Origin of the sequence: Mycobacterium sp. (assembly GCF_019247615.1) — a bacterium.
Lineage (GTDB): Bacteria > Actinomycetota > Actinomycetes > Mycobacteriales > Mycobacteriaceae > Mycobacterium.
The window spans coordinates 19,944-35,137 of sequence record NZ_JAFBAT010000043.1; the positions used below are offsets into that span (position 1 = coordinate 19,944).

Below are 15,194 nucleotides of genomic sequence, written 5' to 3' on the forward strand. Positions count from 1 at the left end.
GTCATGCACGCCGACACCGAACAAGTCATCGAGCGTCCCAGCGACCTCACCGCCTCCTGGTTGGCCGCGGCGATCGGCTGCGGACCGATCGCCGATTTTGCGGTAGAACGCATCGGCACAGGACAGATGAGCGAGTGTTACCGAATCCGGTTGCACTACAACGATACCGGCTCCGGTGGCCCGGAGTCGGTGGTGCTGAAGGTGGCGGCTTCCGACCCGGTGAGCCGGCAGACCGGGATGACCCTGGGTCTCTACGAGCGTGAGGTCGGTTTCTACGGTGACATCGCGCCGCGACTGCATGGGCCGGTGGCGCCCTGCTACCACGCCGCCGTCGACACCTCGACGGGCGTCTTCGACTTGTTGCTCGGCGACGCCGGACCCGCGGTCGTCGGCGACGAAATCGCCGGCGCCACAATCGAACAGGCATACCTTGGCGTCGTCGAGCTGGGGAGGCTGCAGGGGCCGCTGGTCGGCGATGCATCGCTGGCGCAAGCGCCGTGGCTGAATCGCGAGACGCCGCTGAACCAGGCGATGATCGCCTCGCTGTACGCAGGTTTCGTCGACCGGTACGGCGACCAGATAGCGCCGGAACACCGCATCGTGTGCGAACGCATGGTCGCCGCGTTCGACGGGTACCTGGCACACGCGTCGGGGCCAGGCCGCATGCAGGGACTCGTACACGGCGACTATCGACTGGACAACATGTTGTTCGGCACCGCCGAAGCCGATCGCCCGCTGACCGTCGTCGACTGGCAGACCGTTTCCTGGGGACCGGCATTGACCGACCTGTCCTACTTCCTCGGTTGTGCGCTGCGGACCGAGGATCGCCGGAAGCACTACGACGCATTGCTGCGCGCTTATCAAGAGCAACTGGGCCCACAGGCACCCATCGATCTCGCCGGGGTCCGCGAAGGTGTTCGCCGCCAGAGCTTTTTCGGCGTGATGATGGCGATCGTCTCATCGATGTTAGTGGAGCGCACGGAGCGCGGCGACCGCATGTTCATGACGATGCTGCAACGCAACTGCGAGCACGTCCTCGATACCGACGCGGTGGCGACGCTGCCCGCCCCCGCGGCGCCCGAGCCCTGGCGACCGACCGAGGACGATGAACTCGCCCACCCCGCGACCGCCGAACCGCTGTGGAGCGAGAGCTGGTACGCGGACTTCGCCGACGCGGCACAGGGATTGGGCGGCTGGTTCCGCATCGGCCTGATACCGAACAAGCAGACGGCGTGGGTGCATGCGCTGCTGTGCGGACCCGGCATGCCGACGGTGGCCATCGTCGATACCGAAGTGCCGGTGCCCGCGCAGCCATGGGTGTTGCGCACGGATGCCTTCGAGGTGGCCCACTCGGCGACCGCGCCGCTGCAAAGCTACCGCGTCGATGTGCACGGGCGGGCGCAGGCTTACCCGGATCCCGCGGCGCTGTTGCGCGGTGGGCCCGGGACTCCCGTCGAGGTGACGATGAATTTGGTGTGGATTACCGACGGCACACCTTACCGGTACCGGCTGACGACACGCTACGAAATCCCCTGCAGCGTAACGGGAACCGTCACTGTCGACGAAACCAGCTACCGCGTCGACTCGGTACCCGGACAGCGCGACCACTCCTGGGGTGTACGCGATTGGTGGAGCATGGACTGGATCTGGAGCGCGCTGCACCTCGACGATGGCACCCATCTTCACGCCGTGAACATCCGGATCCCCGGTGCGCCGACCTTCAGCGTCGGCTACGTTCAGGGGGCCGACGGCGCCGTCCACGAGGTGCAGACCGTTGACTCGCGAGAAACATTCGGCCCCAATGGATTACCTTTGAAAGCGACGCTGATTCTCCATCCCGGTGAGATCGCCGCGGACATCGAGGTGCGCGGCCACGCGCCGGTGCTCTTGACCGCCACCGACGGACGGGTGAGCCAGTTCCCACGAACGTGGGCCGGCATCACCATGGCCGACGGCCGCAGCGGCGTCGGTTGGTTGGAATGGAACCGCAACCTTCGCGACTAGCTGCCACGCGGCCCGTCGTGGTGATGGGTGTCTCCGGATCGGGCAAGTCGACGGTGGGCGCCGCGCTAGCACGACGACTGCGGGTGCCCTTCGTCGACGCCGATACCCTGCACCCGTCGGCCAACATCGCCAAGATGGCGGCCGGGGAACCGCTCGACGACGACGACCGCCAGCCCTGGCTGCAGTCCGTCGGGGAATGGTTGGCCGCCCACCGCGACGGCGGCGTCGTCAGTTGTTCGGCGCTCAAACGCAGATACCGCGATGTGCTTCGGGCGAACTGCCCGAGTGTGCAGTTTTTCCACCTCAGCGGTTCTGCTGACAGCATCGGCCGCCGGCTGGCCGCCAGGTCCGGGCACTTCATGCCCGCCACACTGCTGCGATCACAATTCGACGCTCTGGAACCCTTGGGCGCCGACGAGGCAGGCGCCACCGTGGATGCCGACCAAGGCGTCGACGCGATCGTCGACGCCTTCATCGGGAGATCGGTTGCTACCAGAAACGCTTCCGACGAGGGGTGAGCCCGTCACCGATTCTGTCGCGCGCCTCGTCGGCCAGCTCGCTGCCGCGCAAGGCCGCGGTGCTGGCGAACTCGCTGCCACGCAGCCGCGCGATCTCGGCGAATTCCAGGCCGCGATCGCGTGCCGTGTCCGCAAACTCTTCGCCGCGTTTGCGCGCCTTCTTGGCCAGCTTTTCGCTGCGTTTGCGCGCCTTCTTCGCCAATGGTGCCGCTCGCTCGGCGGCCTCGTCGGCGAGTTCCTCGCCGCGTTTGCGCGCCTTCAGGGCCAGCTCGGCGGCACGCTCGGCCGCCTCGTCGGCGAGTTCCTCGCCGCGCTTGCGGGCCTTCTTCGCCAGGGGCTTGCTTCGGGCGGCCGCGGTGCTGGCCAGTTCGCGGCCCCGTTCGAGGGCGGCCTCGGCGTAGGGGGCGCTCCTCTCCGCGGCGGTGGCGGCCAGCTCGCGGCTGCGTTCGAGCGCGGCTTCGGCGTAGGGCGCGCCTCGTTCGGCGGCGGTGCTGGCCAGTTCGCGGCCGCGTTCCGCGCCGACCTGCAGGCCGTGCACGATCTTTTCCCCGAGTTCGCCGAAGTCGGCGTCGAATCCGGCCGGAGAATCTGTCGAACCGGGTAGTGCCGAGGACACCCGCTCGGAGAGCCGCTCGGCTGCCCGCCGGCTTCGCCAGCCCAGCGACGGCTTGCCGGCCGTATCGGCGGAGGCGATCATGAGCCCGCCCACGAGGCTGAGGTCGGTCATGAACTCTTTGCGCTTCTGGGCCTTGAGTTGCGGATCGCTCTCGGCCCAGAACATGTGCGCACCCAGGTTGGCCGGCAGCACCGTCAGGGCAAGGACCGCCGAGGCAATGCGCGGCGCTTTGCCGGTGGCGAGCAGCAAGCCGCCGCCTATCTGAACCGCCGCGGTGATTTGTGCGAACGTCTGAGGGTCGCTGGGGATGCTGCTGCCCACCGGATCCGGTAAGGCCCGAAGACCGTCCACTGCCGGCGCCGCGGCGTCCGCCGCAGGCTTGGGATTGCGTAGCGAGTCGATTCCTTGGCTGACGAACACTGCGGACAACAGGGGCCGCGCGATTCTGCGGATCAACATGGCAGCTAAGTTACCCCGCCGGCCCGCAAACAAACCGCCGGTCTCATCCGCCCAGCTAGCGGCGCTAGGGTGAGGGCGTGCGAGCGTTGATCATCGTCGACGTACAAAACGACTTCTGCGCGGGCGGCTCGCTGGCGGTGGCGGGCGGCGCCGCCCTGGTGCCGGCCATCAACGACTACCTGGCCCGTGCGAGCGATTACCGGCACGTCGTGGCCACCCAGGATTTCCACGTCGACCCGGGTAGCCATTTCTCCGACCGGCCGGACTATTCGTCGTCCTGGCCCCCGCACTGCATCGCTGGGACCCCCGGCGCGGACTTTGCTGCCGGTCTGGCCACCGGCCGGATCGAGGCGATATTCCGCAAGGGCGCCTACGCCGCCGCCTACAGCGGTTTCGAGGGCGTCGATGAGAACGGCACATCGCTGCTCGAGTGGTTGCGGCGGCGGGGGGTCGATGAGGTCGACATCGTCGGCATAGCCACCGACCACTGCGTCCGGTGGACCGCCCAGGATGCGGCGCGGGCCGGCCTGACCACCCGGGTGTTGGTCAATCTGACCGCGGCCGTCGCGGCGGATTCCCGGGAAGCAGCGCTACGGGAGATGCCAACCGCCGGCGTCGAGTTGGTCGAGGCGTCCTGATGGTGGTGCCGCTGGATCGAGAGCGGCTACTGGCCGCGGTCGAGCGGTCGCCGCAGGCCGCCGGCAATCACGACCGTGCCGGCTGGGTAGGACTTTTCACCGACGACGGCCGGGTCGAAGATCCGGTGGGTTCGCGGCCACACACCGGGCACGGGGAGATCGGCCGTTTCTACGACACGTTCATCGGTCCGCGCGACATCACGTTTCATCGCGATCTCGATATCGTGTTCGGCACCGCTGTGCTGCGCGACCTCGAGCTCGAGGTGGCGATGGGCGCGGCCGTGACGATGTGCATACCAGCGTTCCTGCGCTACGACCTCCGAGAGGCCAACGGCGAGTGGAAGATCGCCGAATTGCGGGCCTACTGGGAGTTGCCGGCGATGATGTTGCAATTCCTGCGAAGGGGTTCACCAGCGATCGCGCCCGCGCTGCAGTTGTCCCGCGGATTGTTGATGAATCAGGGATTGCGGGGAGCGGCGGGGTTCATGACCGGCTTCCGACGTGCAGGTGAGCGGCACAAACGGATGGTGAAGGCCTTCCTCGGCGCTCTCGCCGGGGGAGACGGTGTCGTCGCTTCGCGTGCCCTGTCGTCAACCGCCGCAGTAACTTTGGGCGACGACGACCGGCTCGACATCGCCGAACTCAGCGAGCATCTCGACGGGGCCGGCTGGACCAAGATGAACAGCGCCGGGTCCACGGTCGCTGTTTCCGTCAATTCCGCCCACGGGCGGGGCATCCTGTTCGCCGACGTGGCATGGCGGGCCAACGCGATCAACAGGATCCGGTACTTTCCCGCCTGACGGCCGCCCCGTCGGCTCGGCTAGGTCGCACTTTGCTCGCAGCAGCTGGTCAAGTGTTGCCGAGTGCGCAATAGTGCCGTAGAAATAGCGTCACCGAACGGAGGCAGACGATGATTAGGTGGCGGGTTTTCGGTGCCGGGGTCGCGTTCGCTGCCGCGCTGACTGCTCTGACGGCTTGCAGCTCTAAGACCACTTCCTCGCCATCGTCGAGCTCGTCGAAGCCGCCGTCGTCGTCGACGGCGTCGTCGACTTCGGCAGCGTCCACGACTTCGAGCGCACCACCATCCGGGATGGCACCACTGGGCGACTACACGTACTTACTGCTCCAGGCGAGCGACGTCGGTTCCGATGCCACGGCAACCGCGCCGCCGGTGCAGAACCCCGGCGGTGTCGCCGGTGCGGGGGTGACCTACGGCAACACCGACCGCTCGCGCACCATCGACGATCTCGTCGTCGTCTTCACCGATCCGGCGACCGCCGCGCAGCAGGCCAAAGAACGCGCCCAGTCGTTCGGCAAATACGTCACCGCGGCGCCCCAGCCGTTCGAGGTGGGAACGAACGGACTCGTCGCCGTGGGCCAGTCGCCGGACAACTCAAAGTCCGTCACGTACGTGACGTTCGCGTCGGGCAAGGTTGGCGTCGACTTGGAGTTCGACAGCGCTCCGGGCGACCCCGCTCCCCAGGACGTCGTGCTCGACATCGCTCGTAAACAGGATTCGGTCATCAAAGCCCGATTGCCCGGCTAGCGACGACTGGCGGCCGTTCGATAACCGATCGGACATCGGGACGCCGGACCAGTCTGCGCGCCGGCCATCGACGGGGCAAGATCGAAAGCACCATGCTCGATAAGCCGTTCGGACGGCGCAGTCTGCTGCGGGGCGCCGGCGCGCTGACCGCGGCGTCACTGGTGCCGTGGGCCGCTGGCTGCGCTCCCGAGGACGACGCGCTGACCTTTTTCTTCGCGGCCAATCCGGAAGAGCGGGACCGCCGGATGCGCATCGTCGAGGAGTTCCAGCGCCGCCATCCCGATATCAAGGTGCGGGCGGTTCTGTCCGCGCCGGGAGTCATGCAGCAGCTGTCGACGTTTTGCGCCGGCGGTAAATGCCCGGATGTGCTGATGGCGTGGGAATTGACCTACGCGGAACTGGCCTCCCGGGGAGTCTTGCTCGACCTCAACACCATGCTGGCTCGCGATCAAAACTTCGCGGCACAACTGAAGTCGGACGGCATCGCACCGCTGTACGACATCTTCACGTTCAACGGAGGCCAATACGCGCTTCCCGAACAGTGGTCCGGAAACTTCCTGTTCTACAACCGGCGCCTTTTCGCCGAGGCCGGGGTGGCGGCGCCGCCCACGACGTGGGAGCAGCCCTGGAGCTTCGCCGAGTTCCTGGACACCGCGAAGGCTCTGACGAAGCGAAATGCTTCCGGGCGGGCCACGCAGTGGGGATTCGTCAACATGTTCGTCTCCTACTACGCGGCCGGCCTGTTCGCCATGAACAACGGGGTGCCCTGGTCAACCCCGCTGAAGAACCCGACTCACTTCAACTTCGATGACGACGCGTTCATCGAGGCGGTGCAGTTCTACGCCGACCTGGCCAACAAGCACATGGTGGCGCCCAACGCATCCGAGGTGCAGTCGATGTCCACCCCGGACCTGTTCGCGACGGGCAAAGCGGCGATCGGGCTGGCCGGCCACTGGCGCTACCAGACGTTCATCCGAGCAGAGGGCCTGGATTTCGACGTCGCGCCCCTGCCGGTCGGACCACGCCGGCAGGGGCAGGCTGCCTGCTCCAACATCGGGTCCACCGGGTTGGCCATCTCGGCGAGCAGCCCACGAAAGGAGCAGGCGTGGGAGTTCGTGAAATTCGCGACCGGTCCGGTCGGGCAGGCGTTGACCGGTGAGTCGACCCTCTTCGTGCCGGTGCTGCGTTCCGCGCTCGACTCAACGGGATTCGCAGAATCACACCACAGGATCCGCAACCTCGCGGTGCTCACGCAGGGACCGGCCCATTCGGAGGGAATGCCGGTCACCCCGGCATGGGAGAAGGTCGTCGCCCTGATGGACCGCAGCTTCGGACCCGTGCTGCGCGGATCCCAGCCGGCAACGTCGCTGACCGGACTGACACATCCCCTCGACGAGGTACTGCGTAACCCATGACATCGGTCGATACCACCGCCACGCCTTCGGCCGTCACCGCCAGGGGCGGGGGACCCGCGCGACGACGTGCGCGGGCCGGTCGTCTGTTCGTCGCACCGAACCTGGCGGCGGTCGCGGTGTTCATGCTCTTCCCGCTCGGGTTCTCGCTGTACATGAGCTTTCAGCGATGGGACGTCTTCCGACCGCCGAAGTTCGTGGGCCTGAAGAACTTCGAGGAGCTGTTCACCTCCGACCCGCTGTTTCTCATCGCGATCCGCAACACCGCGGTCTTCACCGTCGGGACGGTGGTGCCAACCGTCCTCATCAGCCTCGTCGTCGCCGCCGTGCTGAACCGGAAAGTCAAGGGGATCGGCTTCTTTCGTACCATCGTCTTCATGCCGCTGGCCATCTCGTCGGCGGTGATGGCGGTCGTGTGGCAGTTCGTCTTCAACACCGACAATGGGCTGCTCAATATCATGCTCGGCTGGATCGGCGTCGGACCCGTCCCGTGGTTGGTCGAGCCCAGATGGGCGATGGTTTCGCTGTGCATCGTCAGCGTGTGGCGCAGTGTGCCGTTCGCCACGGTGATCTTGCTGGCGGCGATGCAGGGAGTTCCGGAAACCATTTACGAGGCCGCCAGAATCGACGGCGCGGGCGAGATACGGCAGTTCGCGTTTATCACGGTGCCGCTTATCCGCGGGGCGTTGTCGTTCGTGGTGGTGATTTCGATCATCCACGCGTTCCAGGCGTTTGACATGGTCTATGTCCTCAATGGCGCCAACGGCGGCCCGGAGACCGCAACCTACGTGCTGGGCATCATGCTTTTTCAGCACGCGTTCTCGTTCTTGGAGTTCGGCTATGCGTCGGCGCTGGCCTGGGTGATGTTCGCCATCCTGCTGGCGGTGACGGTCCTGCAGTTGCGGCTCACGCGCAAACGGTCTTGGGAGGCTTCTCGTGGTCTGGGCTGAAGGGGTGTTCAAGCGCAATGTCTTTCGCGCCGTGCTGGCCTATCTGGCGCTGGTCGCCATCGCGTGGTGTTGGCTTTTCCCGATCGCCTGGGCGGTGTCCGGATCCTTGAAGCGGGAAGGCGAGGTGACCGAGCCAAGACTGTTGCCCGCCCATCCGCGGTGGTCGAACTACACCGAAGTTTTCTCGTTGATGCCTTTTGCGCGAATGTTTTTCAACACCGTCCTGTACGCGGGATGTGTCACCGCCGGACAGGTCTTTTTCTGCTCACTGGCCGGTTACGCCTTCGCGCGATTGCACTTTCGCGGCCGCGACACGTTGTTCGTTCTATACCTGGGCACGCTGATGGTGCCGCTGACCGTGACGGTGATCCCGCAGTTCGTCCTGATGCGGACGCTCGGTTGGGTCGACACACCCTGGGCGATGATCGTGCCGGGGCTGTTCGGTAGCGCGTTCGGAACCTATCTCATGCGGCAGTTCTTCCAGACGCTTCCGGCCGATCTCGAAGAGGCCGCAATTCTGGACGGTTGCTCGCCCTGGCAGATCTACTGGCGGATTCTGCTGCCGAACGCCAGGCCGGCGGTGATGGTTCTTGGCGTGCTCACCTGGGTCAACGTGTGGAACGACTTCCTGTGGCCGCTGCTGATGCTGCAGCGCAACAGCTTGGCGACGCTGACGCTGGGCCTGGTCCGGTTGCGGGGCGAGTATGTCGCGCGGTGGCCGGTGATCATGGCGGCCTCCATGCTGATCATGGTGCCCCTGGTCCTCATCTACGCCGTCGCGCAGCGATCCTTCGTCCGCGGTATCGCCGTCAGCGGGCTCGGCGGCTAACCGTGGCTTCGGTGAGTTTCGAGCAGGCGACGCGGCGCTACCCGGGCACCGACCGACCGGCCCTGGACCGCCTGGATCTGGCCGTCGGAGACGGGGAGTTCGTCGTTCTCGTCGGACCATCCGGGTGCGGCAAGACGACCTCGCTGCGAATGGTCGCCGGGCTGGAGACGCTGGACTCCGGACGCATCACGATCGGCGGCCGCGACGTCACCAACGTTGATCCCAAGGATCGCGACATAGCGATGGTCTTTCAGAACTATGCGCTGTACCCGCACATGACGGTGGCGCAGAACATGGGCTTTGCTCTCAAGATCGCCAAGACTCCCAAGACGGAGATTCACGAGCGGGTGCTGGCCGCGGCGAAACTTCTTGATCTGCAGCCTTATCTGGAACGCAAACCGAAAGACCTCTCCGGCGGGCAGCGGCAGCGGGTGGCGATGGGCCGAGCAATCGTGCGCCGGCCGCAGGTGTTCCTGATGGACGAGCCGCTGTCCAATCTCGACGCGAAGCTGCGGGTGCAAACCCGCAATCAGATCGCCGCACTGCAACGGAGACTCGGCACCACCACCGTCTACGTCACACACGACCAGGTCGAGGCGATGACGATGGGCGACCGGGTAGCAGTGCTCCGCGATGGCGTGCTGCAGCAGTTCGCGACGCCGCGCGAGCTTTACCGCAATCCAAGCAACGTGTTCGTGGCGGGATTCATCGGCTCCCCGGCCATGAACCTGTTCACCCTTCCGGTAGTGGATTGCTCCGTATCCCTGGGAGATTGGGCGATTCCGCTACCGCGTGAGCTCGCCGGCGCGGCAACCGATGTCGGCGAAGTCGTGGTCGGGGTCCGGCCCGAGCACTTCGAGCTGGGCAGCCTCGGTGTGGAGATGGAGGTCGACATTGTCGAGGAGCTTGGGGCTGACGCTTACCTGTACGGCCGAATTACCGACTCCGGCAGGGGGATTGCCCAACATGTGGTCGCGCGCGCAGACGGGCGTCACCCGCCCGAGAAGGGCAGCCGCGTGCGCCTGCATCCGGAAGCAGGACATCTGCATTTTTTCGGCACGGATGGCCACCGGATCTCTTGAGTCACCCGCATCCGATCGCAGCAAGACGGCGTTGCACGCGTGCGATGTCGTCAAGGGAGGGCATTTGGTTGGTGACCCGGATGATCGCCACCCCGACGTCCGTCGTACTGATCGGCCGACGCCCTTGCGTCACGAGCTCGCTTGTGACGGCAGCGATCTCGTCGCTGGAGGCGCGCCGGCAGGCCAGGGCGGCAAGGGGTGAGTAACCGGTGGCCGGCATACCGCTGGGGTAGCCCGCCCTCAAGAAAGCGACAATGCTCGACACCCAATGGGACAGGTCCATGCGTCCACCTCGCTAACCACCACACATTGAGCACGGCGGCATCTAGCAAGATAGCAGCGGCAAAGTCATCAGCCCGGTAACACCACGGTTACTTATGGGGTTTTTATGTTTTCTTTAGGCAAACACCGGAGTCGCGGTTAATCCCGAATGGCGGCTTCGGAGGCGGTAGCGACAGCGGAGGACGGATGACACCCAGAATCATGCCCGGGCGCCCCGACGCTCTGGGCGCCACGCCCGACGCCGCGGGCACGAACTTTGCGGTGGCCTCGGGCGGTGATGAGGTGAGGCTCTGCCTGTTCGACGCCGACGGTGCGGAGACGCAGCTGGTGCTACCCGAGCGCGACGGTGACGTGTGGCACGGCTTCGTGCCGGGGGTAGGGCCAGGACAGGCGTACGGATTTCGGGTCAGCGGTCCTTTCGATCCAGCCCGGGGGCTGCGGTACAACGCCGCCAAGCTGCTGCTTGATCCCTATGCCCGCTCGATAGGCGGCGACGTGCGCTTCGGCCCCGAGGTTCTGGGCCACTCGGTGGAGAACCCTTCGGCGCCAAGCTCTTTGGATTCGGCTGACCACGTCCCGCGCAGCTTCGTCACCGCGATCGGGCCGGCTAGCGCCGTCCCCAAACCGCGGTACGCGCTTGCCGACACCATCCTCTACGAGGTCCACGTTCGCGGGTTCACCGCGACCCATCCGGGCGTCCCCGAAGAACTGCGTGGCACGTATGCGGGGCTTGCGCACGAAGCGGCGCTGCAACATTTGATCGACCTCGGCGTAACAGCGGTGGAGTTGCTTCCCGTCCACCGCAGCGTGCCCGAGCAATTCCTCATCGACCGGGGCTTGACCAACTACTGGGGATACAACACAATCGGATTCTTTGCGCCCCACGCTAACTACTCCGCCGCGGCGAGGGCCGGTGAAATAGGCGGGGAAATAGCGGAATTCCGCGCGATGGTCGACACCCTGCACTCCGCCGGTTTGGAAGTGATCCTCGACGTGGTGTTCAACCACACGGCAGAAGGTGGGGCCGGCGGACCGACGTTGTGTTTCCGTGGGCTCTACAACCCGGCCTACTACCGGCTCGTTCCGTCCGACCCGAGCAGCTACTTCGACACAACCGGGACCGGCAACTCGTTGAACACCGACCATCCCACGACGCTGCGGTTGATCATGGACTCGCTTCGCTATTGGTTGTCTCAGATGGGCGTCGACGGCTTTCGCTTCGACCTGGCGACAACCCTCGGCCGAGAGGGCGGCGCGTTCGAAGCGTTCTCCGCCTTCTTCGACGTCGTCGGTCAAGACCCGGTGATTTCGCGGGCGAAGTTGATCGCCGAACCCTGGGACGTCGGTCAGGCGGACAGTTACGAGGTCGGGCGGTTTCCGCCGCTCTGGAGCGAATGGAACGGCCGCTTCCGCGATACGGTCCGCGATTGGTGGCGCAGCCAGGACGGGCGCCTCGGTGAGTTCGCGTCGCGGTTGTGCGGATCGGCGGACCTCTACGGCGACCGCGCGGCGGGACGACGCCCCAGCGCGTCGATCAACATCGTGACCGTGCATGACGGCTTCACACTGAATGACCTCGTCTCTTACGACCGAAAGCACAACGAGGCGAACGGCGAGAACAATCGCGACGGCACCGACGACAACCGGTCATGGAACTGCGGCGTGGAAGGTCCGACCGATGACCCCGGCGTGCGGGCGCTGCGAGCGCGACAGCAACGTGCTTTCCTGTTGACACTGTTGCTGTCCGGCGGCGTCCCGATGCTGCTGGGCGGCGACGAGCTGGGCCGCACCCAGCGCGGAAACAACAATGCCTATTGCCAGGACAACGAGATCACCTGGTTTGACTGGTCGGCAGTCGACCATACGCTCCTGAGGTTTGCCACCGATCTCGTCGCCTTGCGCCGCCGCCACCCGGTGTTCCGCAGACGCCGGTTTCTCACCGGAGCGGCCGCCGCCGACCTGCGCTGGTTCACGCCCGCAGGCAGCGAGATGACCCCGCAGAACTGGGCGGATCCCTTCGCACGCAGCATCGCGTTGTTCATCGACGGCTCAAAGGATCCCGACGTCGACGCCGAAGGCACGCCGCTGGTGGACGACGACTTTCTGGTGTTCGTCAACTCATGGTGGGAACCGTTGAGGTTCGCGGTTCCCGGCAGTGTTGCGCTGCAGCCATGGGACATCGTGTGTGACTCGTTTGAACCGGCGCGAACCGGGCCGGCCGAGCAACAGTTAACGGTCGGGCCGCGCTCCGCGGTGGTGCTGCGATCGGGCGGTTAGCTCCCGTCACACCGTGCGCACCGCTGCGACAACTCATGACCAGCTGGTGACGAGTAGGTTAAGCCGTCCCAACGGTTTCCACCGATGGTCCTCGGTCTCACTGGTTGAGGACTAAAGCCTCACGACGCGTGATTCGGAGACCGATAGCGTCGCTGCTGACGAAGGGAGAACCCAGTGTCCGAATCCGTGAAAAATCTCGGCGTCGTCGTCGCGGTCGACGGCTCGCCGGCAGCGAACTACGCCGCCTGCTGGGCGGCCCGCACCGCCGCCATCAGAAACGTGCCATTGACCATCGTGCACGCGGTGGCGACCCCCACCGCCACGTATCCGCCCGTCGCGTATCCCGAATCGCTGGTGGTGCGGCTGGAAGACGATGGCAAGAAGGCCATCATGCACGCGATGAAACTCGCCGAAGATGCGATGCCGGCGGACCGCAAGGTCGCCATCAGCAGGGAGCTCGTCTATGCCACGCCGGCGCTGGCCCTGATCGAGATCTCGGATAAGGCGGAGATGATCGTCTTGGGCACCGCCGGGCGAGGATTGCTTGCTCGTGGCGTGCTTGGTTCGGTCAGCTCGACGGTGGTGCGGCACGCGAATTGCCCCGTCGCGGTCATCCATGACGAAGACCTACCGGACCCGCATGCTCCCATTCTGGTGGGAGTCGACGGTTCACCGGTCTCGGATCGCGCGACGGCGTTCGCGTTCGACGAAGCCTCGCGTCGCGGCGTCGATCTGATCGCCCTGCACGCATGGAGTGACGTCACCACCGAGGTCCCGTTCCTGGATTGGGCGACGGTCGAGGAAGAGGCGCAGCGCGCCCTCGCCGAGAGCCTGGCCGGCTCGCAAGAGCGCTACCCGGACGTCAAGGTGCACCGAGTGGTCGTTCGCGACCATCCGGCGCGCCACCTCATCGATGCGGCGGAGTCCGCGCAGCTTGTCGTCGTCGGCACCCACGGCCGAGGCGGCTTGACCGGTATGCTCCTCGGTTCGGTCAGCAACGCGGTCCTGCACTCCGTCCGGGTACCGGTGATCGTCGCCCGGCCGACGTCAGCGTCCGGGCAACAGACCCCTACCGGCCCTGAGTGACATCAGCCTTCGAGGATGAGGCATCCAGGCCGCGCTGCGCCAACAGGGTGGCGGAAGGTACAGAAAGTCTTGTCGCTCATGTGAATCGGACCTCGGTGCGCTGCGTTCCGAGATCGATGGCACCGTCGTCCGTCGCAATCGACGCCTCCACGACGTCGCCGTCATGCAGGGGAATTGCGGTTGCCGGCCTGAGCCTTGAAGAACCTCTTCCACTTGCAAATTTATGAGGTGAGACTCTCCACCTGAACTGACGAAATCGTCACATACAAGGGGCGCGCGGTCAAGAGATTCTGACGAATTCTTCAGCTATGAGGCATACTGCTAAACATGAGCACCATGCCTGACAACGCAGAAGTGCCCAACCGCCTGCAGAGGCGCAAGCAGCGAACTAGAGCTGCACTGGTCAAAGCAGCTCAGCGGCTGATCGCCGAGGGAAAGGTCAACGTGCCGGTCCTGGAGATCACCCGGGTCGCCGACGTCGGGATGGGCTCCTTCTACAACCACTTCGACAGCAAGGAGCAGTTGTTCGAGGCGGCCGTTGCCGATGTGCTCGACGCCCACGGAGCGATCTTGGACCGGCTCACGGCGTCGATCGAGGATCCCGCGGAAACGTTCGCCACCAGCTTCCGGCTCACTGGCCGGCTGTTCCGTAATCGCCCTCAGGAGAGCGACATCTTATTGGCCAACGGTCCGGCGCTGCTGTCGTCGGATCGCGGCCTGGCGCCTCGCGCCCTTCGCGACATCAAGGCCGGCGCTGACGCCGGACGATTCCACGTTGACGACGCCGAGCTTGCCCTCGCCGTCGCCGGTGGCGCGCTGCTCGGCCTCGGGAAGTTACTGCGGGACAACCCCGATCGTGACGATGCTGCGGCCGCCGACGCCGTCACCGAGAGCGTCTTGCGGCTGTTCGGGCTCAACGCCGAGGATGCACACGAACTCTGCCGGCGCCCGCTGCCCGACGACGTGTTCGCCGAGACTTGAGCCCAGTCAACGTCGGGCGCCGGGCAAGCCACTCGCCACCTGACGCGTGCTGGTGGCCTTCCGGGCAGATTTGGTGGGGCGAAGCGCCACCAGCAGCACCCCCGCGGCGAAAACGCCCTCGCTCACCCATGGAAAACGCCCATCCGGAGCGAAGCCCGCGTAGGCGAAGAAGTGAAGGCTCAAGGCGGCCATCGCGGCACCGACCAGCATGACCGGTTCGCCCCAGCGCTGTGGGGCGGGTATGGCGAGCCTCGGCAGCGGCGTGGCGAAGAAGCGTCGCTGCCACCACAACAGCACCATCTCCGCCGCCGTCACCAGGCTGAGGACGACGACCCATTCGAGGCGGACCAGCCACCATGCGGCGGTGCCCTCGGGCGGTTGCGGGAACAGGGCCGCCGGGTAAGCGACGATCGCCACGATCACGACGGGAATCATGTGCCAGAGGTAAAGGGCCATCACATTCTCGTTCGCCGCGGACAGTACCCGCCGGATCACGCCGGCGCGGAGCACGCGG

Annotated in this window: 15 protein-coding genes and 2 pseudogenes; 12 read left to right on the top strand and 5 right to left on the bottom strand. The window is 65.8% G+C overall.

Features of this window, described 5'->3' with window-relative positions:
* The first annotated feature begins 3 nt into the window (after window positions 1-3).
* Both JO059_RS02975 and JO059_RS02980 read left to right on the top strand, forming a co-directional pair.
* Window positions 4-2,004 carry a phosphotransferase gene (locus JO059_RS02975; protein WP_293314632.1) on the top strand — a complete coding sequence of 667 codons (2,001 nt, stop codon included), beginning with the start codon at window positions 4-6 and terminating at the stop codon, window positions 2,002-2,004.
* On the top strand, window positions 1,980-2,522 hold the full coding sequence (locus tag JO059_RS02980) for a gluconokinase (protein ID WP_293314633.1): 543 nt from the start codon (window positions 1,980-1,982) through the stop codon (window positions 2,520-2,522). The genes JO059_RS02975 and JO059_RS02980 overlap by 25 nt, the downstream gene beginning before the upstream one ends.
* On the opposite strand, the gene JO059_RS02985 is transcribed toward JO059_RS02980, so the two are convergent.
* Window positions 2,494-3,597, bottom strand: a complete 1,104-nt coding sequence (locus JO059_RS02985; protein WP_293314634.1) for a DoxX family membrane protein — start codon at window positions 3,595-3,597, stop codon at window positions 2,494-2,496. The genes JO059_RS02980 and JO059_RS02985 overlap by 29 nt on opposite strands.
* 77 nt (window positions 3,598-3,674) lie before the next feature.
* Between JO059_RS02985 and pncA the strand changes: the two genes are divergently transcribed.
* Complete coding sequence (gene pncA / locus JO059_RS02990) at window positions 3,675-4,235, top strand: pyrazinamidase PncA (RefSeq protein WP_293314635.1); 561 nt, start codon at window positions 3,675-3,677, stop codon at window positions 4,233-4,235.
* On the top strand, window positions 4,235-5,035 hold the full coding sequence (locus JO059_RS02995; protein ID WP_293314636.1) for a ketosteroid isomerase family protein: 801 nt from the start codon (window positions 4,235-4,237) through the stop codon (window positions 5,033-5,035). The genes pncA and JO059_RS02995 overlap by 1 nt, the downstream gene beginning before the upstream one ends.
* Window positions 5,036-5,084: 49 nt before the next feature.
* Here the strand turns inward: JO059_RS02995 and JO059_RS03000 are convergent, their stop codons facing one another.
* Window positions 5,085-5,300 carry a hypothetical protein gene (locus JO059_RS03000; RefSeq protein ID WP_293314637.1) on the bottom strand — a complete coding sequence of 72 codons (216 nt, stop codon included), beginning with the start codon at window positions 5,298-5,300 and terminating at the stop codon, window positions 5,085-5,087.
* A gap of 25 nt (window positions 5,301-5,325) precedes the next feature.
* On the opposite strand from JO059_RS03000, the gene JO059_RS03005 reads away from it, so the two are divergent.
* The 5 genes from JO059_RS03005 (at window position 5,326) to ugpC (ending at window position 10,054) form a co-directional block, all read left to right on the top strand.
* Window positions 5,326-5,781: a hypothetical protein gene (locus JO059_RS03005; protein ID WP_293314638.1), complete on the top strand. Its 456-nt coding sequence runs from the start codon at window positions 5,326-5,328 to the stop codon at window positions 5,779-5,781.
* Window positions 5,782-5,873: 92 nt separating this feature from the next.
* Window positions 5,874-7,196, top strand: coding sequence for a sugar ABC transporter substrate-binding protein (locus JO059_RS03010; RefSeq protein WP_293314639.1), 1,323 nt, complete (start codon window positions 5,874-5,876; stop codon window positions 7,194-7,196).
* Window positions 7,193-8,143, top strand: a complete 951-nt coding sequence (locus tag JO059_RS03015) for a sugar ABC transporter permease (RefSeq protein WP_293314640.1) — start codon at window positions 7,193-7,195, stop codon at window positions 8,141-8,143. The genes JO059_RS03010 and JO059_RS03015 overlap by 4 nt, the downstream gene beginning before the upstream one ends.
* Before the next feature lie 4 nt (window positions 8,144-8,147).
* Window positions 8,148-8,972, top strand: coding sequence for a carbohydrate ABC transporter permease (locus JO059_RS03020; protein WP_293314646.1), 825 nt, complete (start codon window positions 8,148-8,150; stop codon window positions 8,970-8,972).
* Window positions 8,973-8,974: 2 nt separating this feature from the next.
* Window positions 8,975-10,054 (top strand): sn-glycerol-3-phosphate ABC transporter ATP-binding protein UgpC, encoded by a 1,080-nt coding sequence (gene ugpC, locus JO059_RS03025; protein ID WP_293314641.1) that lies wholly within the window; start codon window positions 8,975-8,977, stop codon window positions 10,052-10,054.
* Window position 10,055: 1 nt separating this feature from the next.
* Here the strand turns inward: ugpC and JO059_RS03030 are convergent, their stop codons facing one another.
* On the bottom strand, window positions 10,056-10,337 hold the full coding sequence (locus JO059_RS03030) for a DUF3349 domain-containing protein (RefSeq protein ID WP_293314642.1): 282 nt from the start codon (window positions 10,335-10,337) through the stop codon (window positions 10,056-10,058).
* Window positions 10,338-10,522: 185 nt separating this feature from the next.
* Between JO059_RS03030 and glgX the strand changes: the two genes are divergently transcribed.
* A complete protein-coding gene (gene glgX / locus JO059_RS03035) occupies window positions 10,523-12,613 on the top strand; it encodes a glycogen debranching protein GlgX (protein WP_293314643.1) in 2,091 nt (696 codons plus the stop codon).
* A gap of 174 nt (window positions 12,614-12,787) precedes the next feature.
* Entirely contained in the window at window positions 12,788-13,699 is a 912-nt protein-coding gene (locus JO059_RS03040; protein WP_293314644.1) for a universal stress protein, read from the top strand.
* Window positions 13,700-13,775: 76 nt separating this feature from the next.
* Here JO059_RS03040 and JO059_RS03045 read toward each other — a convergent pair.
* Window positions 13,776-13,914, bottom strand: a pseudogene (locus JO059_RS03045) (fumarylacetoacetase); the annotation flags it as partial.
* Window positions 13,915-14,035: 121 nt separating this feature from the next.
* On the opposite strand from JO059_RS03045, the gene JO059_RS03050 reads away from it, so the two are divergent.
* The gene (locus JO059_RS03050) at window positions 14,036-14,680 is read left to right on the top strand and encodes a TetR/AcrR family transcriptional regulator (RefSeq protein WP_293314647.1); all 645 of its coding nucleotides are present in this window, start codon (window positions 14,036-14,038) and stop codon (window positions 14,678-14,680) included.
* Between the two features lie 6 nt (window positions 14,681-14,686).
* Here JO059_RS03050 and JO059_RS03055 read toward each other — a convergent pair.
* A pseudogene (locus tag JO059_RS03055) lies at window positions 14,687-15,194 on the bottom strand (acyltransferase); the annotation flags it as partial.